Source organism: Glutamicibacter sp. NPDC087661 (assembly GCF_044743275.1).
In the GTDB taxonomy this organism is placed as follows: domain Bacteria; phylum Actinomycetota; class Actinomycetes; order Actinomycetales; family Micrococcaceae; genus Glutamicibacter.
Window position 1 is genome coordinate 198,138 of sequence record NZ_JBIUWE010000006.1, and the last position, 21,879, is coordinate 220,016.

The following is a 21,879-nucleotide window of genomic DNA, read 5'->3' on the forward strand; positions in this document are numbered from 1 at the left end:
ACAAGGCACGAGGTCCAGAATTCGCCATAGCGAGTTCTGGACCTCGTGCCCTGGTGCTTCGCCTCTAGACCATGCTGCGCTGCACGCGTTCAGGGATCATGACCACCCGCGGGGACAGCTCTTGGGGTGCGAAGCCTGGATCGATGCACTGCTTCCAATACCTGAGGTGCACCTTGTCGATTTCATGTGCAGAGTCCTGCACCGCGGCACCGCCCTCGCCTTGGATGCTGTACCAGTAGAGGTAGACGACACCATCCAGGGTTTCGCTGAAGATCGTCTCCACGTACATCTTTTCGCCTTCCAGGGTTTCAAGCACCGCGGGCATATTGCTGTTCAGGAATTCCAGCCATTCATTAGCTAGCGCTGATTTGCCTGGCAGAACTCGGAATCGAGTGAGTTCAATTTTCATGTCTACAGCCTATGGGCTTGAGCCGCACCTGCGGAAAAGACAGTGGTCCTGAAAGCCTTGGCTTTCAGGACCACTGTCTTTGGCTGGCTACCGGCTATTCGACGGCCAATCCTTCAACCGGCGACAACTTTGCGGCGCGGCGGCCCGGAGTCACCGATGCCAAGAGCGCTGCCACGATGCTGATCAGCAGGACCAGTGCGAGCTGCCACCATGGGATCTCGTAGGTCATCGTTCCCATGGACGCGAGTGCCGAGCGGGCTCCAAGCAGGCCGTAGGCCACACCCAGCACCAAGCCGAGCAGGGCTGCGACGCCGCCAATCAGTACCGCTTCGGTCGCCAGCATGCCGCGCAGCTGCTTCTTCTTCAGGCCCAGGGCACGAAGCAGGGAATTCTCCCGGGTGCGTTCCAGGATCGAGAGGCTGAGCGTGTTGGCTACGCCGATCAGGGCGATCAGCACCGCCACTGCCAGCAACGCAGAGACAATCATCAGCAGCACGTCAATGATCTGGGAGAACATCGACTTCATCACCACACCGCCATTGATCATTGATGATTCAACGCCGGTGATGGCAGAAACCTTGGTGACCAGTTCGTTGACGCCCGCTGCATTGACGTCGGAATCCACCTTGATCAGGATCCCCGAGTACTGATTGGCTTCATCGATTTCCAGCTTGCTGAAAGTCTGCTCGGTGACGATATTTCCTGAGAGCATGGCCTCGGAATTCTTCACTGCCAGCGTTTGCCCGCCAACTTCCACCGTCGGGTTTTCGGGACTACCCAGCACATAGACGATTTCGCCATCTGCCGGCACGATATTCGGATCCAGTGCAACGTCAGCGAAGCTCGTGGGATCAACGGACATGACCTCGGCGTTGAACATTTCATCGGTTCCCATGTCCACATCCGCATATCCGGAGGTGAAGCTGGAGCTGGCGGTAATCCCGTCCACGCCATTGATTTGCTCAAGCATGCTCTTGGTCTCGGCGCCTGAAACTTGGCGGTCATAGAAGGAGACCATCATGTCGACCGGGAATTCTGCGGCCACAGCGTTGTTCAAGCTGGCCTTGGCGGTCTGGCCGCCGACCATGATCATGGACACCAAGGTCACGCCGATCAGCAGTGCCGTTGCCGTCGCGGTGGTTCGGCCCGGGTTGCGCACGGCGTTCAGGGCCGCGAGCTTTCCCGCCGTCGATTTGCCAGCCACGGCCTTGCCGATCCCGGAAACGCTGCTCGGCACGAACAGCGAAGCCAGCATCAGGATCCCCGGGAAGGAAACCAGGCCGCCCAGGAAGGCGACTACCAGATCCCCCTGGATCGCGCCGTAGGCCAGCAAGCTGGCGCCGGCCACCACGAACAGCGATCCGAAGATGATCCGGGCTTTGCCGGCACGGTTCTTCACGCTGGCAGCGTCGAAGGGGCGCAAGGCCGCCAGCGGTGCGAGTTTCATCGCCCGTCGAGCCGGCAGGCTCGCTGCGACCACAGTCATCAGCACGCCGACGAGAATTGGGATGGCCAATCCCTGCGGGGTCAGGGCCAACGCCGCATAGGACATCTCCGGCACCATCACGTGCAGCAGCTGGATCAGGCCCGCCATCAGTGCGACGGCGAGCAAGACACCGAGAATCGAGGCAAGAATGCCAATGAGCAGTGCTTCGATGAGCACCGAGCTACGAATCTGCTTGCGCTTGGCGCCCAGGATGCGCAGCAGTGCCAGTTCGCGGGTGCGCTGGGCAATGACTACGGCAAAGGTATTGACCACAACCAGACCGGTGACCACCAGTGCAATCAGTGCGAAGACCAGCAGGATCACGCTGAGTTGGTCGGTGCCTCCGGTGAACTGGGCGACTTCGTTCAAGACCTTCTCATCGGCGGTCACCACCGCCATGTCAGCCATCTTCTTGCCGGCAAACAGCTTCTCCAGCTCTGCCTTCAATGACTCGTCGGAGCCGTCGCCATTGACCACGATTTCGGTGATCAGGGCTTGCCCGCCGGAAAAGTGCTGCCACGCTTTCTCGCTCATGCCGGCCAAGGCGTAGGCCGAGGTCCGCGGGTTGGTGGTCGAGCGCTGGATGCCCACGATGTTGTAGTTCGCCGGCGAGATCGCGCCATTTTCCAGAGCCACGACGTCCCCGATGGACACGCCCATTTCCTTGGCGTGGGAAGCATCGATAATGATTTCGTTGGAACCTTGGGGCGCCCGGCCCTCAATCAATTCCATGCCACCCAGCCCCTGGTCGGGATCTACTGGCTGTGCGGACACGCCGTAGCTGTTGTCCGCCGTGCGCAGCAGGCCGTCGGCGTAGGCCAGGCCATAGGCGGTGGAAACTTCAGGCAGGTTCCGGACATCTGCGATGTCCTTGAGGCTCAGCTCGGTCAACTCCTCGGCGCCGGGAACCAGGTCCCAATCGGGGTAGGCCACCAGATCGGCGTTCTTGTAGGCGTCTCCGAGCGAGTTCTTCAGTGTCGCCTGGGTGGATGAGTTCACCGAAAGCGTTGCGGCAAGAAAGGCGGTGCCGATGGCCACAGCCAGGATGACGGCGATATATCGACGTGCATAGGTCTTGATATTCGAAAGTGCTACGTGCAGCATTGCTTACTCCGCCAAGGAGGCCAGGGCCTCGGTTACGGTAGCCACGGTTGGCTCCTGGATGGATCCGACAATTGTGCCGTCCTTCATCAGCAAGACATTGTCTGCATAGGACGCGGCCACCGGGTCGTGGGTGACCATGATGATGGTCTGGCCCATTTCACGGGTGGACGTGCGCATCAAGGACAGCACTTCGGCGCCGGTACGCGAATCGAGGTTGCCGGTTGGCTCATCGCCGAAGACCACTTCCGGCCGGGTGAGCAGTGCTCGGGCTACAGCGACACGTTGCTGCTGGCCGCCGGAAAGTTCATGCGGCTTGTGGTTCAGGCGGTCGCCCAGGCCGAGCGCCTGGATGACGGTGTTGAACCAGTCGCGATCGTGCTTCTTGCCGGCCAGCGACAATGGCAGCAGGATGTTGTCCTTGGCGGTGATGGTTGGCACGAGGTTGAAAGACTGGAAGACAAAGCCGATCTGCTCGCGGCGCATCTCGGTCAGCTGGTCATCGCTCAGCTCCAGCAGGTTCTTGCCGCCGATGATGATTTCGCCGGAGTCGGCGGTATCAAGTCCAGCCAGGCAGTGCATCAGCGTGGATTTTCCGGAGCCCGATGGGCCCATGATGGCGGTGAAGCGGGATCGTTCGAAGGAAACGTTTACGTCGCGAAGGGCCTCAACCCGGGTGCTGTCATGCCCGTAGGTCTTGGTCAAGCCGCGGGCAGCGACCGCATTTTCGGTTTTTGGCAGAGTCTCAGAAGTCATATTAGAAATACTACAAAGCGCCTAGCCAAACCCGCATCCACCATCAGGACCTAGTTTTCCGGGGGTGCGTCATACCAAGGTATGAGCAAATTCGTGGACGCTCTGCCCCCGCAGGTTACCGATTAGCAGCCATGTTCGCGTTCGGTTTCCTGGTGCGATGCCGGCTCAATCTGGAAGGTCGAGTGCTCAACGCTCACGGTGAAATGATCTGCCACGCACTGCTGCAAATCCCGCAGCAGCCCACCGGCTACCCCAGCGGAGAACATCGAGTCCTCGACCACCACATGGGCGGTGAGCACCGGAAGGTTGGAGGCAATCTGGCTGGCGTGCAGATCGTGCACCGCAATCACCCCGGGCAATGCCTCCAAATGCGCTTTGACCCCGAGCAGGTCCAGGCCCCTAGGCGTGGATTCGAGCAGGATGTGGGTGGTTTCCCCCAGCAGTTTCATGGCCCGGGGAACGATCAGGGCGCTGATCACCAGGGCTGCCACGGAGTCGGCGCGCATCCATCCGGTGTAGGTGATAACCAGCGCGGCGATGATAACGGCAACCGAGCCCAAGGCGTCGTTGACTACTTCCAGGAAAGCCGCACGCATATTCAGGTTGCTATTGCGCCCGGCGGAAATGATCCACATGGAGATGACGTTGCCCAATAGGCCGATGATGCCGAAGGCCAGCAGTCCCTCCGGTTGGACTTCTGCAGGGGTGAAGAGCCGCCGCACGGCGTCGATGGCCGCATAGATGCCCACAGCCAGCAGCAATGCCGATTGGAAGGTGGCGGAGAGGACTTCTGCGCGGCGGAATCCCCAGGTGCGCTTGGTCGTTGGCTTGCGCATGATCAGGTTGGCAGCGGTCAGAGCCAGCAATAGCCCCAGGGTATCGGTCAGCATATGCGCTGCGTCGACCAGCAAGGCCAGCGAGTTGGTGACGATAGCGCCAACAACCTCGGCGACGAGGATTGTAGCGGTGATGGCGAAGGCCCAGGCCAGGCGGGTTCGGTTTGCTCCGGAATGATCATGGGAGTGCCCGTGAGAGTGATCGTGTCCCAAGTTCAGCCTTTCTTCGGATCCATGCTGTGCGCTTCTTCCCAATGGTGATGGGATGCCTCTTGCGGCAGAAGCGCCGAGGCGGCAGCGGTCAATGCGTCAAGTGCTTCACCCTGGCCCAGCGAGTAGATGCTGGCCCGGCCCTGGCTTCGGACGTGCACCAGGCCGGTGTCCTTCAGGCAGGACAGATGCGCGCTGACCGTGCTTTGGGCAAGCCCCAAATGCTCGGTCAGTTCCCTGACCTTATGCTCCCCGGTGCGCAGATGGTCCAGGATCAGCAGCCGTGCCGGGTCAGCGAGCGCGTGGAAGAGCGCAGCGAACTGGAGCTTGCCGCTGCGGATTTCCGATGCATCGATATCTGACTCTATTATCGCCATATAACGATGATAGGTGACTTTGCCGCGAAACGGAACGTTGCATGGCCAACTGCGCATCGCGATGGATGGCAAGATGAAAATATGACTGAAGATCTCATCGTTGGCGAAGACGGATTGGCGCGCCCTCGCTGGGCCGCCTCGAATGACATGCTCCGCACGTACTACGACGCCGAATGGGGCATGCCGATCACCTCCGAAGAGGGACTTTTCGAGCGGCTGAGCCTTGAGTGCTTCCAGTCAGGCCTGTCCTGGGCCATCATCCTTTCCAAGCGCGAGTCGTTCCGCCGCGCTTTCGAGCACTTCAATCCCGAGAAGGTCGCGTTGTTTACCGAGGACGATTTCAATCGCCTGATGGAAGACGCCGGGATCGTGCGCAATAGGCTCAAGATCCGCGCAACGATCGCCAACGCAGAAGCGACCCTGATGCTGCGCGAAGAGGGCGGCCTCTCGGATTTCGTGTGGTCCTTCAAGCCGGAACAGACCCCGGCTCCGCGTAATTTCACTGAAGTACCCACGCAAAGCCCCGAGTCCAAGGAACTGGCCAAGGCGCTGAAGAAGCGGGGTTTCAAGTTCGTGGGCCCGACCACCATGTACGCGTTGATGGAAGCCATCGGCATGGTCGATACCCATCTGGTCGGATCGCACCGCCGCGGCACTTCCGGCATTTGGGCCTGAGGTCATGGAACTGCGCCTACCGGCAACGGGAATTCTGGACGTCGGCCACGCACTGGCAGTCCTGGAATTGCATTCGCTGCCTGCCCAGGAGCGGCTGGATGCCGCTGCGGCCCAGCTGCACCGCGTCCTGCAGCTGGACGGGAACCTGGTTGAAGTTTCATTGAGCCTGGATCCTGCAGGCGTATCGCTCACCCACGACGCCCCGGCTGAATCCATTGCGCGCCTCACGGAGATCATCAACCATTGGCTTGGACTGCAGCAAGACACCACAGCTGCTTATGAAGCGCTCCAGGCCCTTCCTTGCTACCAGCCGCTCGCGATGGCTTACCCCTCCTTGCGGCTCATCAGCTACCCGGATATTTTCGAGGCCCTGGCCACCACGATCATTGGACAGCAGGTGTCCTTGGCGGCGGCACGGACCCTCGGCGGGCGCTACGTCGGCGCATTGGGCCAGCAGCATGGCTCGGGCCTTCGGGCTTTCCCCACAGCGGCCTCAACGGCCGCCTGCACGCCTGGGGAATTGCGTGCAATCATTCGCTGCCCGTTGCCGCGGGCAACGGCGCTGCACGCGGTAGCCGAATGGTTCGAGCACAGTGGAAAGTTCCTGCTCGGAGACGTGCCGGCATTCCTGGAGCAGCTCCAAGGGCTGCGCGGCGTGGGGCCATGGACGCGCAATTACCTTGCCCTGCGGGGTTTGCGGGATCCAGAGATCTTCCTGGAGTCGGATCTAGTAGTTCGCCGAGCCATGAGCAAGCTTCATGATCGCGGCGTCACTGTGGCGCCTCCACCGAAGGGTGCGGGCTACCTGGCCACGTTGCTGCTGTGGTCCTTCGACGCCGCCAAGCTGTAGCAACGAGAAAGGGAGCTTATCAAGGTGTGCAATCCTGATAAGCTCCCTTTTCGACGAATCGGCCGACTGAGCAAGTCAGCCGATTCTCCATTCCCCTTATTCAAGCCGGCTACGCCGCTCGCTGCTTCGAGGTGAGCAGCCCCGGCAAGCAGCGAACTAGCCGATAAATATCGGTCAAGCTTGACGCTTCTCCCGACCACACACGGGAGAAGCTCTGGAATAAGCATATCCTAAGAACCAGTAATAACGTCAAGCCCTGTTTGCGTAATTTTTCGATTTATTTCTTAGGTCGCTCTAACTTGCTCGATTTTGTCCGCGCCAAAAGACTAGTCGGCGAAGATCTTGCCAACTTCCGTACGCTTCTCGGCCTGGAATGCATCTTCTGCACGGCCAAAGGCCCAGTAGGCAGATAGCGACATGTCGCGGCGGTCCACGCCATGCTCGTCATAGAAGTATGCGCGCAGCTTCTTCATGACTTCGCGCTCACCGTGGGCAAAGACCTGCACCCGGCCCTCGGGCCATGGAATCCCCCGGACCACGGACTCCAGGATCGTGGTTTCAGGGGAGAATTCGGCACCGCGGTGAATCCAGCGAATCTCCACGCCAGCCGGCGCCTGCAATTGCATTTCGTCAGCCTCGTCGGCAACTTCGATGACCACCAGGCCCCGCATCTGCGGGGCCATGGACTCCAAGGAGGCCGCAATGGCGGGAATGGCAGTTTCATCTCCGGCGAAGAAGTGGAAATCGAATTCATCCTTGGGGACAAACATTCCGCCCGGGCCCGAGAAGCAGATCGATGAGCCGATCTGCGCGTCACGCGCCCAAGGACCTGCTAGGCCCTCATCGCCATGGACCACGAAATCGACCTCGATGGTTCCCGCCTGCATATCGCTGCGGCGCACGGTATAGGTACGGCGAACCGGCAGATCCTCGGGAGCCAGCCACTCACGCAGCGCTTCCATGTCATAAGGCAATTCAAGGCCCAGTTCCGGCTTCGCGAACAGGAATTTCACGTAGCGGTCGGTCACCGGCTTGTCTGCGAAATCGCAGATGCCTGGACCGCCAAGGGTGAGCCGCACCAGATGAGGTGCGATATTCTCGCGCTTGAGGACCTGCAGGAGGACCTGGGGGCGCGCAGGTCGGCCTCCAGTTTGCGGGCGATCACCAGCCGGCTGGGACACAAAATCACTTCCTGTCTTAATAAGGGTAGATAGATCAATCCTAATTGACGGGAGCGCAAGTGGTTACTTCGGGAAGGTCGGAGGACCTTCATATGCACTGAGCGCCGCGCGTTCTCCGGGGCTCAAACGCTGCACCCGCGAGGACACCGGGTCGAAATAAGCCAACGTAGTGGAGGCCTTGACGCACAAATAGTCCTCCACCGGGTCACGGAACTCGTAGCAGATATCAAAGCTGGCAGGCTTGACATTGGCAACCCAGAGATCGACATTGACCGGCACGTTGCGGTATTCCAACGGGCGGGAATACCGCACCCGATGCTCGACAACGAGGATCTGGGTTCCGGCAGGCACTGCAGAGAAGATATCGGCCTGCGGCTGCGAGCCTGGCGCGCCGGTGCCACCGGGCACGCCAAAGCCGGCGATTCGCGCTTCTTCCATTAACCGGATCAGATTGACATTATTGACATGGCCGTAAGCATCCATGTCGCCCCAGCGCATAGGGACCTGCACCCGCAGAATGCTTTCTTCCATGGCTAATCTTCCTTCAGCAGGTTTGCGCCGTCATTGCCCACGATCCCCAACTTGGCCAGCTCCCGAAGGATCCGGGCTCCGTCCGGCTCGTAGACCCAACGCACCCCGGGGGTGGTTCGGCGCAGCTCATGCGAACGTCCGCCGGCTAGCACCGCTTCCGAAGGGGTCAGCTGGCGGATCACAATAGCCCTGACCAATTCGGGGTAGCGGCGCGCGAACTCCGCATAAATGGCCGGATCATGCTGGCCGTCATCGCCGATGAGCACCCATGAAATGTGCGGGAATTCTTCGGCCAGGCGGCGCAGCTGGTCAACCTTGTGCTGCATTCCGCTGCGGAACCAGGAACGGTCTGTTGGCCCCCAGTCGGTGAGCAGCAACGGCCCCTTCGGGTACAGGTTGCGCGAGATGAAGCGCTGCAGGGTCTGCGCGACATTCCATGCGCCGGTGGAAAGGTAGATGGTCGGAGCTCCTGGATGCTCGAGCAGCACCTTCTGGAGCATTACCGCCATCCCGGGGGTCGCCACGCGGGCATGCTCGGAGAGCACAAAGGAGTTCCACGCCGCCAGCATGGGGCGCGGCAGTGCGGTGACCACGACGGTGTCATCCACGTCGCTGATCACCCCGAACTTCTGCGCCTGGTCGATAACGAGAATCTTCGCCTGCGCGGCATCGCCGTTGTGGGCATGAAGCCGGATCTCATTCCAGCCCGCGGGCAGGTCGACTACCAGCTTCACATCAATCACGCCGCCACGGTCAGCCTGGACCTCGAAGCGCTGGTCGCCAACGTCAATGCTGACCTTGCCGCCGGGAAGGATCGGGGAAATGAAATTGCGGAAACCGCGAATGCCATCGGCAATGACCTGGGCTTGGTGCTGCCCGTCTTCAAAGGCGCCGGGCTTGGCCAGGACAACGCGGGCGAAGACGCGAATCCAGCCGCCGCTCGGTCCGGTAGAGCCATATCCCACATAGGGAAGGATTACCGCTTGGTGGCCGTTGGCCAGGGCGCGCCGTGCACGCCAACGATGCACTCCGTCTTCCATTCGCGAAGCTACATGCCGGGCATCGCCATCAGCCGAAATATGACTCATAGCCCCAGTCTTTCATGTCGACCGCCAAGCACGGGAAAACGACAACTTGTGTCTTGAGCCCTTGCCTTTTTCTACAAAGAGTAGAAAACTGGTGCTATGAAATTCGAACACGAGCTCAATAGTCCGGTCCTGGTATTGGATGAGGACCAATCGTGGCAGCTGCTCTCGCACAGCTCCCACGGACGCGTAGCAACTTCGGTTGCAGGGTTGATCGATATTGTTCCGGTGAACTACGCGGTGCACAACGGGAAGCTGTTCTTGCGCACCTCGCCCGGTAATAAGCTTGCGGCCATGGCGATCAATGAAAAGATCGCTTTCGAGGTCGACGGCATCCTTTCCGATGAAGCTTGGTCCGTTGTCGTGCACGGCAGCGCCGAAGTATTGGAGCATGAGGCCGATATCAAGGAGGCCCGCGAAAGCGGCGTCACTCCCTGGATCCCCACCCAGAAGGATTTCTGGATTCGGGTCAACATTGATTCGGTCTCCGGGCGCCACTTCGAGCTTGGCGAGCAACCAGAGGTCGCTGAATAGTTCTCTCCGATCTGCACGGCAAACGCCGCCTCCCGCCCAATGGCCATCGGGCTGGCAGCGGCGTTTCCAGCTTTAAGCCGATGCCTGGGAATAAGGGTAGAACCCTTCTCCGCTCTTGCGTCCGAGCTTGCCCGCAGCCACCTTTTCGGTGATCATCGGGTGCGGCTGGTCGGCCTCGTCACCGGTCTCGGCGTAGGTCGCCTGGGCGATGAAATCGATAACATCAAGGCCCACCATGTCCATCAGCTCGAACGGACCCATGGGGTGGCCCAAAGCGGTCTTCGCGGTGGTATCGATATCCTCGATGCTGGCGATTCCCTGGTGAGCCAGGTTCAGCGCCTCGGCGTTGATCGCACCCATCATGCGGTTGGCAATGAAACCCGGAATCTCCTTGTTCACCAGCACCGGGTTCTTCCCCAGCTGGTTGGCTACCTCGGTAACAGCCTGAATCGTGGCATCGCTGGTCTGCCCATGGCGGACTATTTCAACGCACTTCATGACCAATGCAGGGTTGAAGAAGTGCATATTGCACACCTGCGCTGGACGGCCGCTGGCCTGGGCCAGCTTCGAGGAGGGCAGCGTCGAGGAGTTCGTCGCCAGGATGGCGTGGGCCGGTGCATGCTCGCCCAGTTGGGCGAAGATCTGCTCCTTGATGTCCAGGCGCTCCACAGCAGCCTCGATCACCAAGTCGGCTGCGGAAGCAGCCTGGTTCAAGTCGGTGTTCTGGCTCAAGCGCCCCAGCGCCGCAGCTGCCGTGGGCTGGTCGAGTTTGCCTTTGGCCACGCGGCCGGCAGCCCAGGACTCCAGCTCGGTGCGTGCTGCGCCCAACGCGTCGGCAGAGATATCCTGCAGCACGGTGACGTAGCCGCCCAGCGCGCAGCTCATCGCGATCTGGCGGCCCATGGTGCCGGCACCGATCACCAAAATACGTTCAATCTTCATTGACCATTCTTTCTCTGGAGTCCTGGCCTGCGCCTTTTAGCCGCGCAGGTAGGTCGTCGTGGTGTGCGTGTAGAACTCGCGAGCTGCTGCCCCCTGTTCCTTCGGTCCGTAGCCCGAAGCTTTCGCACCGCCAAAAGGCACGTGCGGGTCAGCTCCGGCTGACTCCGAATTTACATGCAGAATACCCACGTCGAGAGTTTGTTGCGCCTCCAGGGCCAGCGCAAGATTCGAAGTGAACAATGCCAGGCTCAAACCGTATTCCGAGTCTTCTGCAGCCTCGAAAGCTTCCTTCCACCCGTTGACTCGGCGGACCGACACGATGGGCGCGAAGAATTCTTCCTGCCAGGCGCAGTTGGCTCGCCCGGCTTCCCCCTCCGGAAGTTCCAGAATGGTTGGTGCCAGGAAGCTGCCGGTATCCGGGGCCAGCCCGCGATAGCGCAGTGTTGCACCCTGTGCCAGCGACCGGTCGATCCCCTGAGCCGCCGAGTTCGCCGCTTTGGCATCCACCAGCGGGCCCATATGCACTGACGGGTCCAGCGGGTCCCCGGTCACCCACTGCTCCAGCCTTTCGGCGAGCTTGGCCAAGAATGCGTCGGCGATGGACTCATCGAGAATCAGCCGGCTGGTGGCCGTGCACTTCTGGCCGGTGGAGCGGAAGGCCCCGAAAAGCACCTGCTCGCTGGCCAGGTCCAGGTCTGCGTCGGCCAGCACTACCGAAGCATTCTTGCCGCCCATTTCGGCCTGCACCGGAATCCCCCGGGCCGCACCTGCCGCGCAGAGTTTGCGCCCGACTCCGGTGGAACCGGTGAAAGTCAGCCCGTCCAAATGCTCATTGGCGATGAAGGCATCACCCAGCGCGCCCGGGCCGATGACCAGGTTCAGTACACCAGCGGGCAGCCCTCCGTGCTCCAGGGCCTGCACAAAGCGCATGGCCAGCAACGGCACCAGGCTGGCCGGCTTGAACACCACCGTATTGCCGAAAACCAGCGCCGGGGCGATCTTCCAAGCCGGAATCCCGATCGGGAAGTTGAACGGGGTGATCACCCCGATCACCCCCAGCGGCTTGTGGGTAACCAGAATCTGTTCCCCGGCACGCGGGGATTGGAAAACGGTGCCGGCAGCGCGCTCCGCTTCGCCGGAATAGTAGACCAGGATCTGTGCGGCCCGCAGCACCTCGCCGATTCCCTCGGCTCTGGTCTTGCCCTCTTCGGCGGCCAGTTCCGCTCCGAAGTCCTCCGCATGCTCCTTCAGGTATCCGGCGGCCTTGGCCAGAATCGCCCCGCGGGCGGCCATCGGAGTGGACGCCCAGGATTTCTTGGCCCGGTGGGCGGCGCCGAAAGCGGCGTCCACCTGGTCCACGCTGGCCGCGGTGCCCTCCGCGAGCACGATGGATTCGTCGGCGGCCGCCTTCGAATCGATGCGGCGGCCTTCGCCAGGCACCCATGCGCCATTGATGCAGTGCTCCAGGGTGGCAAGTGTTGTGGAAAGGTTCATTTGCTTGGTTCTCCCGTCTTCCTTGGCTTCGCGGCTTAGCGGAAGGCCGGCACGCCGGTGAGCTTGTTGCCCAGGATCAGCGTGTGCACCTCGTCGGTGCCCTCGTAGGTGCGCACCGATTCCAGGTTGTTGGCGTGGCGCAATGGCGAGTAATCCAGCGTGATGCCGTTGCCTCCCAGGATGGTGCGTGCTTCGCGGCAGATCGCGATGGCTTCACGGCAGTTGTTCAGCTTCCCCACCGAGATCATGTGCAGGTCCAAATTCCCGGCATCCTTCAACCGGCCGATGTGCAGGGCCAGCAGGAAGCCCTTGTTGATTTCCAGGGCCATGTCCACCAGCTTCTGCTGGGTCATCTGGTATCCGGCCAGCGGCTTGTCGAACTGCAGGCGTTCCTGCGAGTAGGCCAATGCCACCTCGAATGAATCGCGGGCGGCCCCCATGGAACCCCACAGGATGCCGTAGCGGGCTTCGTTCAGGCAGGAGAACGGCCCCTTCAGGCCCTTGGCATTCGGCAATACCGCCGAACCAGGCAGGCGCACATCGACCAGATCGATTTCGCACTGGATGGAGGCGCGCATGGACAGCTTCTGCTCGATCGGGGTGGCGGTGAAGCCCGGGGTGCTGGTCGGCACGACGAAGCCGCGGATGCCCTCATCGGTCTGTGCCCAGATCACCGCCACTTGCGCCACATTGGCCAGCCCGATCCAGCGCTTGGAACCGTTGATCACCCAGTCATCGCCGTCGCGGCGGGCGAAGGTCTTCATGCTCGACGGGTCGGAACCTGCCGTTGGTTCGGTCAGGCCAAAGCAGCCAATGGCTTCGCCGGCGGCCATCTTGGGCAGCCATTGCTGCTTCTGCTCCTCGGAGCCGTACTTGTAGATGGCGCTCATGGCCAACGATCCCTGGACCGAAACGAAGGTGCGCAGCCCCGAATCGCCGGCTTCCAGCTCGGCGCCGGCAATGCCGTATTCCACGGCCGAGCGGCCGGCGCAACCGTAGCCTTCCAGGTGCATGCCCAGCAGGCCCAGCTTGGCCATCTCCGGAACGATCTCCAGCGGGAAGACTGCGTCGTTGTACCACTTGGCGATATTCGGCTTGATGTTCTCGTTGACGAAACCGCGCACGGTATCGCGCAGGGCCAGTTCCTCCGCCGAGAGCAGCGAATCGAAATTGATCAGGTCGGCCGGATCCAGAAGGCGTTCTGCGGTGCTCATATTAAGTCTCCTTGAAAGTTCTTGCGATTAGCTATTTGCCAGGGTGCCCAGAAGCGCTTGGTGCTCCCCGTGGGCCGGCGGGATGGTGCGATATTGGGCGCCGGTGCGCGAGAGCCCGATGGGGCTGGCGATCTGCTCGGTCGCTTCCCCGGTGTCCGGATCGGTGATCAGCGCGACGGGATCCAGGCCAAGTTCCTTGGCGAAGTCGATGGCCTCGGCAATGGAGTTGACCTTTCCGGCGGGCACTCCCGCGGACATCAGCGCATTCGCCCAGTGCGCGGCAGTGGCTGAGGCGGTGGCCGCTTCGATGATTGCCTTGAGTTCTTCGCGGTGGGCCACCCGTGCGCTATTGCTGCTGAAGCGCGGATCCTGGGCTAGGTTCGGCTGGCCAAGGTGCTTGGCCAAGGCAGCGAACTGGCGGTCATTGCCCACGGCGATGGCCACCACGCCGTCGTTGGCCGCGAAGGTTTCATAGGGGGCAATGCTCGGGTGCGCGTTGCCCATGCGTGCCGGGGATTTTCCGGTAGCCAGCGTGCTGCTGGACTGGTTGGTCAGTCCGGCCAGCAGCGAGCCGAGCAAGTTGACGGTCACCCGCTGGCCGATACCGCTGGCATCGCGTTCGCGCATGGCCAGCAGGATGCCGGCAACTGCATTCTGCGCCGCCAATACGTCCACCAGGGCAACGCCGGCCTTGCTCGGAGGCCCGTCTGGTTCTCCAGTGATGCTCATCAGTCCGCCCACTGCCTGCACCAGCAGGTCGAAGCCGGGCAAGGTTGCACCCTGCTTTTCGCCGAAGCCCGAGATGGAGCAATAGACCAGTGCCGGGTTCAGCTCGTGCAGGCTCTCGTAGTCCAGCCCGAATTTGGCCAGGACGCCGGGGCGGAAATTCTCCACCAGCACGTCAGCGTCGCGGATCAATCCGCGCAGGGCCTGCAACTGGGTCGCGTCCGCGAAGTCGGCGACTACTGCCTGCTTGTTGCGGTTCACCGACCAGTAGTAGGTGCTGATGCCTTGGGCATTGACCGGAGGCTTCCAGCTGCGGGTCTCATCGCCAGCAGCGTTCTCCACCTTGAGAACTTCGGCCCCGAAGTCGGCCAGGGTCATGGAGCACAGCGGCCCGGCCAAGATGCGCGAGAGGTCGATGACCTTGACCCCTTCAAGCGGTTGGCTCATTTGCTTCCACACCTTCAATCCGCACAGAATTGCTTAGTTACATGTTGCATGCAACTCTATGTTGCCCGGATCACCCTTGGCAAGGATTTTCAGGATGTTTCGCTGCTCGGGTCTGCAGGGGGCGCGGAATGCCCTAGGAAATCAAGGCGTCCAGCCGCTCCAGGAACGGTTCTGCGTCCAGTCCCGGGGTCCGCGAACACACCGAGCGGATCAGCATCTGCGCGGTGCGCATGACGTGGCCCCGAACGGCCAGCGCGGCGGCGTCGGGGTCTTTAGCCAGAATCGCCTCCATGATCTCCTCGCGGTCCCCGGCCAGGTCCTGGCTGGAGCGGGCGAAGGGCACGGTGGTCTGCCCGTGGGCCAGGACAAGGTTGCGCAGCTCCCCCACCACGCTGTCGAGTTTCGCATTTCCGGCCAGCCCCAGAAGGCACAGGTGGAATTCCTTGTCCGCTTCCAGCGTCGCCCGGCCATCACCGGTTTCGCCGATTGCGAGCATTCGCTGGTGCAACGACTTCAGCTGGTTGATATCAGCCTCGGTCGCGTTCCGCACGCCACGTGCGGCAGCTGGAGGCTCGATAGCCAAACGCAGCTGGAAGACTTCGACAATGTCCTCCAATGAAATCTGGTTGACGCGCACCCCGCGGTTTTTCGCCACGGTAACGATTCCCTCTTTTTCCAGCAGCTGCAAGGCCTCGCGCACCGGAGTTCGCGAGACGCCGAGCTTTTCCGAGATGCCAATGGCCGAGTAGTGCTCCCCCGGAGCCATCTCACCGGCAACTATGGCGGCACGGATCATCGTGGTCACCTGCTCGGTAAGAGATACCTTCGGCTTAATCGGTTGCATGCTACTCATGGTCTGAAGCTTATCCTGATTCGACCCGGCGGCAAGGCCAGGTACTAGATCGTCTTGCGCAATGGCACTTCCTTGATGAGCAATACGCAGAAGAAGGCAACCACGGCTACGGCCGCCGAGACGATGAAGACGATCCCTGTCGCCTCGCCATACGCCGATTCCACCACCTGCCGTAACGCATCTGGCATCCCGGAAAGATTCAAGGAATCCCCGGTGGCCGGGGCTGAGGACAGCTGCCCCTTGGCCGCTAATGATTCGGTAATAAGATCTGCCACATTGCGCGAAAGCAGCGCGCCGAGCACCGCCACACCTGCTGAGCCGCCTACAGAACGGAAAAACGCCACCGAAGAACTTGCCGCCCCGATATCGGTAACTTTCACCGTGTTCTGCACCGAGAGCACCAAGTTCTGCAGCATGAATCCCATGCCCACGCCGTTGAGGAACATGCCACAGGCCAAGAGCCAGTATTCGGTATCCTGGCGCATCAGCCCGAGCAGGCCGAGTCCGGCGATGTTCAGGACCGAACCGATGAGCAGATAGATCTTCCAACGGCCGAAGCGGGTAATCATCTGCCCGGAGAAGACGGACCCGAAGTAGTTGCCCGCGATCATTGGCAAGGTCATGAGGCCGGCCATGGTCGGTGTCGCTTCGCGGGCGATCTGGAAGTACTGGCCGATGAATGCGCCGGTGCCGAACATCCCCACGCCAATCGAGATCGAGGCGAGAATCGCCAGCGACGTTGTTCGGGTGCAAATGATCTTCAGCGGAATGATCGGTTCACGAACCCGTGATTCAACAAGCAGCAACGCGGCAACCAGCAATAGGAACATCGAGACCATCGTGTAGGTCTGCCACGAATTCCAGCCGAAATAGTCGGCTTTGCCTACATAGGAGACCCAGATCAGCAGGATCGAGACGGCGGTGGTCAACAGGACCGCGCCGACCCAATCGATATGCACCGGACGCTTGAGGTGCTTCAGGTGCAGGGTCCGGTGGATCAAGAGCATGGAGAGCAGGCTGATCGGGATGCCGAAGAAGAAGCACCAGCGCCAGCCCAGGGGCGAGTCCACGATGAATCCGCCGAGCAGCGGTCCTGCTGCGGTAGATACAGCCATGACGGCACCGAAATATCCCGAATAGCGTCCACGTTCCCGTGGCGGGATGACCGTGCCGATGACTGCCATGCCCATGGCGGTCAGCCCGCCCATGCCGATGCCCTGGATGACCCGGGCGAACAGCAGAACGGGTATGGACCAGGCGAGTCCGGCCAGCAACGAGCCGAGCACGAACACCAGAATTCCGGCTTGCAGCAGCTTCTTCTTGTCGAAGAGATCCGCCATTTTCCCCCAGATGGGAGTGGTGGCGGCATTAGCCAGCAGCGTGGTGCTCAAAACCCAGTTGAAGTCGGTTTGCGAGCCGCCCAGGACATCCATGATGGTCGGCAGCGCAATAGACACAATGGTCGCCGCCAGCATGGCAGCGAAGAAGGATGCCAGGACGCCAGCGATGGATTTGAGCACCTCGCGTTGATTCATCTGCGGCTGGTCTGCCGCTGTCTCGGTGAGGTCAGTGGGACGTTCCTTTTCCGGCATGCTCTTATCCAAGGTCGGAATTCTCCACATTGCCGAACTGCTCGGTCCGTTGGGATTGGATGCCGCGGATCATCGTCGCGTTCAATTCGCTCAGCGCGTGCGCGACGCTGGCCAAGCGCTCGACATCCCAGTCCGGAAGGACATCCCGCATTCGCTCCAGGCGCAAGCGGTCGCGGAATTCAAGCCGCTCGCAACCCGCCTCGGTCACCCAGAGCACGTGGCGGCGGGCGTCGATCTTGCTGGGCTGCTTGGCTACCAGGCCCGTTTGCTCCAGTTCCGCCAAATGCCGGCTCATCGCCGCGGTGCCTATCCCCAAGGACTGCGCAAGGTCGGCAGCATGCGTGGGTTCACGGGTTTTCAACGTCTTGAGCACGTGATGGGAGGCGTTTGATACCTCGGGGTCAGTCTGATCCATATGCGAAAACACGCGAAGGATCCTGGAACTGCGGGCCAACTCGTCGAGCAGGATTTTGAGTTCAGAATCCGAAGGGCTATCTGGAGACTTGTCCACGATCTATCGGCTGCCTATCTATTGTGTTTCCACCAATGTAAGTTCGAATCGTTGCTCCAGTCAACGTTTTTGCCTGTTGCCACGGCGGTAAGCTGGTGTTGTGAATGATCAGCGAGTCCAAGCCAGCACGCAATACGCCGAAGAATTACGTCTTTCCGCGCTGAAGGCAGCTCGCCAGTCCGCCGAGCTGCTGCGCGCTTCCTTCCGCGGCAACGTGGTAGCCGAGCATAAAACCAACACCCATGATCTGGTCACCGACATCGACCGGCAGAGCCAGCGGCTCATCACTGCCTCACTGCTATCGGCCCACCCGGATTCCTGGGTTCTCGGCGAAGAGCAGGTCTCTGGCGATCAAGGACGGCAGGCCGCCGGGAAGGTGCAGTGGATTGTCGATCCGATTGACGGCACCAGCAACTTCGTCCACGGCGTGGCATTCTTCTGCATCTCGATTGCCGCAGCCATCGATGGAGAACTGGTGGCCGCCGCAATCCTCGATCCGGTTTCTGGTGATGAATTCAGCGCCAATTCGACTGCCGCGTTCCTCAACGGGCAGGTTCTTGAGCCCGGTGCCCGTCCCGAGCAGTCCCGCGCCAACCTGATGACGGATTACCCGGGAGCAGAATCCATGCTCAAGGACGGGGATCTGTCCTTGGAACTCTTTGGCCAGTGGATCCAGGACTTCGCCACGGTACGCCGCAAGGTCTGCGCGGCGCTGGCCTTAGCCCATGTTGCCGCAGGCTGGTGCGACGCCACCATCGGGTTCGATACCAAGGTGTGGGATGTGGCTGCCGGAGCGCATCTGGTGCGCATGGCCCAGGGCACGTTCCGCGGCTTGTCCTACGGACAGGCAGGACTCGCCGACCACTACTGCCCCGGTTTCATCGCGCAAGGGCCCGGCGCCGATTATCCTTCCTTGGCAACCGCTGCCGAGCGGATCCATCAGCTGCGCACGGGCCGCTGAGCCAACAAATCTGACAATATCGAAGTAGTTGGCCCTGCCCCTCGGCTTTGGCCGCTTTCGGACGTACCATGGCGGCATGGAACCACGATTTCAACGGACCGCGCATTCCGCCGCGCGGCACCATGGAGGCGGAGGTGTGATCCTGGGAGGAATCGGAGCAATTCTGCTTTTCGCTTCCTTCGCAGTGATGTTGGCAGCTCAATCCCTGGATTGGGAGCCACTGCTCATCGGCATTAGCTTGGGCATCTCGACAGTGCTTTTCGGTGTGGTGTTCCATTTCACCCACTGATCCGCACTTTTCCTCATCCACTAATCGCAACGGCCCCGGATCCATCGCTCGTGGGAGCAACAGGTCCGAGGCCGTGCGTGCGTTCGGATGCTTTACAGGTGGGTAGGCGCAAACATCTTCAGCAGGGTGCGGACCACAATGACATTTGGGCCATCTGCTTCCAAGGCGTCGGCGAGCGCCGAACCGATGCCTTCGGGATCGACCGCTTGGGCGGGGATGCCAAAGGAATGCGCAAGGGCCACGAAGTCCGGCCGGGCCAGTTCGGTGGCGGTGGCTTTTCCGAAGGCTCCCTCCATGTATTCGCGCAGGATGCCATATCCCCCGTCGTCGACGATCAACCAGGTGACCGGCGCATGGTGCTGCTTGGCGGTGGCCAGTTCGGCAATGGAGTACATCGATGAACCGTCGCCGCTGACTGCCAGCACGCGCTGCTTGGAGCCGATGGCGCCACCGATCGCGGCGGGGAAGCCGAAGCCGAGGCCGCCTGCACCCTGCGCGGAATGGAATTCGCCCTCCTTGGCGTCCCAGCAGCTCCAGCCCCAGTAGGCAGCGATGGTCATATCCCAGAAGGTCTGCATGCCTGCCGGGACTGCGGCGCGTATATCCGCCATGAACTTCCGTTCCTTGCCAAGGTCCTGGGCATCCAGGCGCGCCTGCACCTTTGCCAGGGTCTGGGCCACCACCTGTTGCGGGGTGCTTCCGTGCCATGATGCCTGGGCCTTGAAGCCCGTCTCGCGCATTTCCTCGTCCAGGAATTTCAAGGCTTCACGAGCATCGGCGCGGATACCCAGGGCCGGGGTATTGGACTCGAGCACGCGCGGCTCGGCATCAATCTGGATCATCTTGCCGCGGGGTTCGAGCGTGAAGTAGTTGCTGGTGACCTCGCCCAGGGCCGAACCGATCACCACCAGCACGTCGGCATCTTCCATGACGTCCGAGACATAGCGGTCTTCCGCCCACGACTGCAAGGACAGCTCATGGTTCCAGCCAAAGGCTCCGTTGCCGCCGGGGCTGCACAGCACCGGGGCCTGCAGTTTTTCGGCTACGGCCAGCAATTCAGCCTGCGCCCCGGCCCGGCGCACACCGCCGCCGGCGATGATGGCCGGGCGCTTGGCTTCGGCCAGCCAGCGCATGGCTTCGCGAATCAGCTCTTCGCGCGGGGGATGCTCGTAGGCTTCGGCCAGGGCATCCTGTACCGGTGGCACCATCACCGGGGCGAGCAGGACATCCTGCGGCACCTCAACCCACACCGGCCCCATCGGCACGGTAATGGCCCGGGCCCACGCGTCCTGGATCGCCGAGGGGATGCCCGATGCATGATGCACGGTCTGCTGGAACTTGGTGACGTTGGCGGCCGAGGCCTTCTGGTCATCGAGCTGATGCAGCATGCCCTTGCGGCGGGCTCCCAGGCCGTCCAGCGGAATCTGGCTGGCCACCACGACCATGGGCACACCGGTGGCGTAGGCCTCCTGCAGACCCGCTAGCGAGGTCAGCGCGCCCGGGCCGGTGGAGAGGAACAGCACGCCCACTTCCCCGGTAGCGCGGGAGTAGCCATCGGCGGCGAAGGCGGAATTGTTCTCCACGCGTGAGGAGATGAACTCCAAGCTTGAGCGCGAGAGGGCGTCGAAGAGTCCCAGGGCGTGCTGCCCGGGGATCCCGAACACGGTCTTGGCACCGAGCGCGGTGAGGGTCTCGATGACCAGATCGCCGCCGTTGCGTTGCGATTGCTCGTTCATTAGCTATTCATCCCCTTGCTGGCGCGGAAGTCGCTGATCAGGCTGATCAAATCATAGGTGACATGCGAGGCGGCCACGCCGGTCAGTTCCGCATGGTCGTAGGCGGGGGCGACTTCGACAATATCCGCGCCGATGATGTTCAACCCGCGCAAACCGCGCAGGATTTCAAGCAGTTCACGGCTGGTGATGCCCCCGGCCTCCGGGGTTCCGGTACCCGGGGCGTGGGCTGGGTCCAGCACGTCGATGTCCACCGAGATGTACAGCGGGCGGTTGCCGATGCGGGCGCGCAGCTTGTGCACGATTTCGCGGACGCCCTGGTAGTAGACATCCGAGCTGGTGACGATGCCGAAGCCGAAGCGCTGGTCGTCTTCCAGGTCCTTCTTGCCATAGAGCGGACCGCGGGTGCCGACGTGGCAGATCGCCTCGGTATCCAGGATTCCCTCCTCGACCGCACGGCGGAACGGGGTGCCGTGGGTGTATTCGGCACCGAAGTAGGCGTCCCAGGTGTCCAGGTGCGCGTCGAAGTGCAGCATCGCTACCGGAGCACCGGCTCGTTGCGAGGCGGCACGCAGCAATGGCAGCGCGATGGTATGGTCTCCGCCCACGGTGACCAGGGTGGAGCCGTCGCTGGTCAGCTCCAGTGCGTTGTGCTCGATGGTCTCGATAGCCTCGTTGATGTTGAACGGGTTGACCGCCATGTCCCCCGCGTCGGCCACCTGGCTCTGCGCAAACGGCGAGGTGTCGGTGGCGGGGTTGTAGGGGCGGATCAGGCGCGAGGATTCGCGCACGTGGTTGGCGCCAAAGCGGGCGCCGGGCCGGTAGGAGACACCGGTGTCGAAAGGCACGCCAACGATCTTGATGTCGGCCTTCTCCACCTGATCCAGTCGTGGCAGCCGGGCGTAGGTGCCACCACCTGCATAGCGTGGAATCACCGCGGCATTAATGGGTCCCAGATGCCCGTTTTCCTCGATGCGGATTTCCTTCATCGCAACTTCCTCCCCAGACATCCAAGAACGAAAGTCCAAGTTGTCTAATATGAAACTTCAGTTTTCCATTATGCTATTTTGTCTGCTGGGTCACGTC

At 61.6% G+C, this 21,879-nt stretch carries 21 protein-coding genes; 4 read left to right on the forward strand and 17 right to left on the reverse strand.

Features of this window, described 5'->3' with window-relative positions:
* Positions 1 to 64: 64 nt before the first annotated feature.
* The 5 genes from ACIOTN_RS16065 to ACIOTN_RS16085 form a co-directional block, all read right to left on the reverse strand.
* The gene (locus ACIOTN_RS16065) at positions 65 to 409 is read right to left on the reverse strand and encodes a DUF6176 family protein (protein WP_402735706.1); all 345 of its coding nucleotides are present in this window, start codon (positions 407 to 409) and stop codon (positions 65 to 67) included.
* Between the two features lie 94 nt (positions 410 to 503).
* Positions 504 to 2,999, reverse strand: coding sequence for an ABC transporter permease (locus tag ACIOTN_RS16070; RefSeq protein WP_402735707.1), 2,496 nt, complete (start codon positions 2,997 to 2,999; stop codon positions 504 to 506).
* 3 nt (positions 3,000 to 3,002) lie between these two features.
* Positions 3,003 to 3,752 carry an ABC transporter ATP-binding protein gene (locus ACIOTN_RS16075; RefSeq protein WP_105657341.1) on the reverse strand — a complete coding sequence of 250 codons (750 nt, stop codon included), beginning with the start codon at positions 3,750 to 3,752 and terminating at the stop codon, positions 3,003 to 3,005.
* 122 nt (positions 3,753 to 3,874) lie between these two features.
* Positions 3,875 to 4,801: a cation diffusion facilitator family transporter gene (locus ACIOTN_RS16080; RefSeq protein ID WP_105661620.1), complete on the reverse strand. Its 927-nt coding sequence runs from the start codon at positions 4,799 to 4,801 to the stop codon at positions 3,875 to 3,877.
* Between the two features lie 2 nt (positions 4,802 to 4,803).
* Positions 4,804 to 5,175, reverse strand: a complete 372-nt coding sequence (locus ACIOTN_RS16085; protein ID WP_105657339.1) for a helix-turn-helix transcriptional regulator — start codon at positions 5,173 to 5,175, stop codon at positions 4,804 to 4,806.
* 81 nt (positions 5,176 to 5,256) lie between these two features.
* Here ACIOTN_RS16085 and ACIOTN_RS16090 point away from each other — a divergent pair, with 81 nt between their 5' ends.
* Positions 5,257 to 5,850: a DNA-3-methyladenine glycosylase I gene (locus ACIOTN_RS16090; RefSeq protein ID WP_105657338.1), complete on the forward strand. Its 594-nt coding sequence runs from the start codon at positions 5,257 to 5,259 to the stop codon at positions 5,848 to 5,850.
* Positions 5,851 to 5,854: 4 nt separating this feature from the next.
* Positions 5,855 to 6,700, forward strand: coding sequence for a DNA-3-methyladenine glycosylase (locus ACIOTN_RS16095; RefSeq protein WP_133833208.1), 846 nt, complete (start codon positions 5,855 to 5,857; stop codon positions 6,698 to 6,700).
* A gap of 326 nt (positions 6,701 to 7,026) precedes the next feature.
* Here ACIOTN_RS16095 and ACIOTN_RS16100 read toward each other — a convergent pair whose 3' ends face one another.
* From ACIOTN_RS16100 to ACIOTN_RS16110, 3 genes are all read right to left on the reverse strand, one after another.
* Positions 7,027 to 7,881 carry a siderophore-interacting protein gene (locus ACIOTN_RS16100; RefSeq protein ID WP_402735708.1) on the reverse strand — a complete coding sequence of 285 codons (855 nt, stop codon included), beginning with the start codon at positions 7,879 to 7,881 and terminating at the stop codon, positions 7,027 to 7,029.
* A 63-nt stretch (positions 7,882 to 7,944) separates the two neighbouring features.
* The gene (locus tag ACIOTN_RS16105) at positions 7,945 to 8,412 is read right to left on the reverse strand and encodes a thioesterase family protein (protein ID WP_105661618.1); all 468 of its coding nucleotides are present in this window, start codon (positions 8,410 to 8,412) and stop codon (positions 7,945 to 7,947) included.
* A gap of 2 nt (positions 8,413 to 8,414) precedes the next feature.
* Complete coding sequence (locus ACIOTN_RS16110; RefSeq protein ID WP_105661617.1) at positions 8,415 to 9,500, reverse strand: App1 family protein; 1,086 nt, start codon at positions 9,498 to 9,500, stop codon at positions 8,415 to 8,417.
* Between the two features lie 96 nt (positions 9,501 to 9,596).
* Here ACIOTN_RS16110 and ACIOTN_RS16115 point away from each other — a divergent pair, with 96 nt between their 5' ends.
* Positions 9,597 to 10,031, forward strand: coding sequence for a pyridoxamine 5'-phosphate oxidase family protein (locus tag ACIOTN_RS16115; RefSeq protein WP_105657333.1), 435 nt, complete (start codon positions 9,597 to 9,599; stop codon positions 10,029 to 10,031).
* Positions 10,032 to 10,103: 72 nt separating this feature from the next.
* Here the strand turns inward: ACIOTN_RS16115 and ACIOTN_RS16120 are convergent, their stop codons facing one another.
* The 7 genes from ACIOTN_RS16120 to ACIOTN_RS16150 all read right to left on the reverse strand — a co-directional run bounded on the left by ACIOTN_RS16120 (position 10,104) and on the right by ACIOTN_RS16150 (position 17,810).
* Positions 10,104 to 10,973 (reverse strand): 3-hydroxyacyl-CoA dehydrogenase family protein, encoded by an 870-nt coding sequence (locus tag ACIOTN_RS16120; RefSeq protein ID WP_402735709.1) that lies wholly within the window; start codon positions 10,971 to 10,973, stop codon positions 10,104 to 10,106.
* Positions 10,974 to 11,009: 36 nt separating this feature from the next.
* A complete protein-coding gene (locus ACIOTN_RS16125) occupies positions 11,010 to 12,467 on the reverse strand; it encodes an aldehyde dehydrogenase family protein (RefSeq protein ID WP_402735710.1) in 1,458 nt (485 codons plus the stop codon).
* Between the two features lie 35 nt (positions 12,468 to 12,502).
* Positions 12,503 to 13,681 carry an acyl-CoA dehydrogenase family protein gene (locus ACIOTN_RS16130; RefSeq protein WP_402735711.1) on the reverse strand — a complete coding sequence of 393 codons (1,179 nt, stop codon included), beginning with the start codon at positions 13,679 to 13,681 and terminating at the stop codon, positions 12,503 to 12,505.
* Positions 13,682 to 13,708: 27 nt separating this feature from the next.
* Positions 13,709 to 14,854, reverse strand: a complete 1,146-nt coding sequence (locus ACIOTN_RS16135; RefSeq protein WP_402735712.1) for a CaiB/BaiF CoA transferase family protein — start codon at positions 14,852 to 14,854, stop codon at positions 13,709 to 13,711.
* Between the two features lie 133 nt (positions 14,855 to 14,987).
* Positions 14,988 to 15,707: a GntR family transcriptional regulator gene (locus ACIOTN_RS16140; RefSeq protein ID WP_105657328.1), complete on the reverse strand. Its 720-nt coding sequence runs from the start codon at positions 15,705 to 15,707 to the stop codon at positions 14,988 to 14,990.
* A 44-nt stretch (positions 15,708 to 15,751) separates the two neighbouring features.
* Positions 15,752 to 17,299, reverse strand: a complete 1,548-nt coding sequence (locus ACIOTN_RS16145; protein WP_402735713.1) for an MFS transporter — start codon at positions 17,297 to 17,299, stop codon at positions 15,752 to 15,754.
* A 4-nt stretch (positions 17,300 to 17,303) separates the two neighbouring features.
* Positions 17,304 to 17,810 carry a MarR family winged helix-turn-helix transcriptional regulator gene (locus ACIOTN_RS16150; protein WP_402735714.1) on the reverse strand — a complete coding sequence of 169 codons (507 nt, stop codon included), beginning with the start codon at positions 17,808 to 17,810 and terminating at the stop codon, positions 17,304 to 17,306.
* A gap of 100 nt (positions 17,811 to 17,910) precedes the next feature.
* Between ACIOTN_RS16150 and ACIOTN_RS16155 the strand changes: the two genes are divergently transcribed.
* Positions 17,911 to 18,771 (forward strand): inositol monophosphatase family protein, encoded by an 861-nt coding sequence (locus tag ACIOTN_RS16155; protein WP_332594649.1) that lies wholly within the window; start codon positions 17,911 to 17,913, stop codon positions 18,769 to 18,771.
* Positions 18,772 to 19,152: 381 nt separating this feature from the next.
* Here the strand turns inward: ACIOTN_RS16155 and ACIOTN_RS16160 are convergent, their stop codons facing one another.
* Both ACIOTN_RS16160 and speB read right to left on the reverse strand, forming a co-directional pair.
* On the reverse strand, positions 19,153 to 20,796 hold the full coding sequence (locus tag ACIOTN_RS16160; protein WP_402735715.1) for a thiamine pyrophosphate-binding protein: 1,644 nt from the start codon (positions 20,794 to 20,796) through the stop codon (positions 19,153 to 19,155).
* Entirely contained in the window at positions 20,796 to 21,782 is a 987-nt protein-coding gene (gene speB / locus ACIOTN_RS16165) for an agmatinase (RefSeq protein WP_402735716.1), read from the reverse strand. The genes ACIOTN_RS16160 and speB overlap by 1 nt, the downstream gene beginning before the upstream one ends.
* Between the last annotated feature and the right edge of the window lie 97 nt (positions 21,783 to 21,879).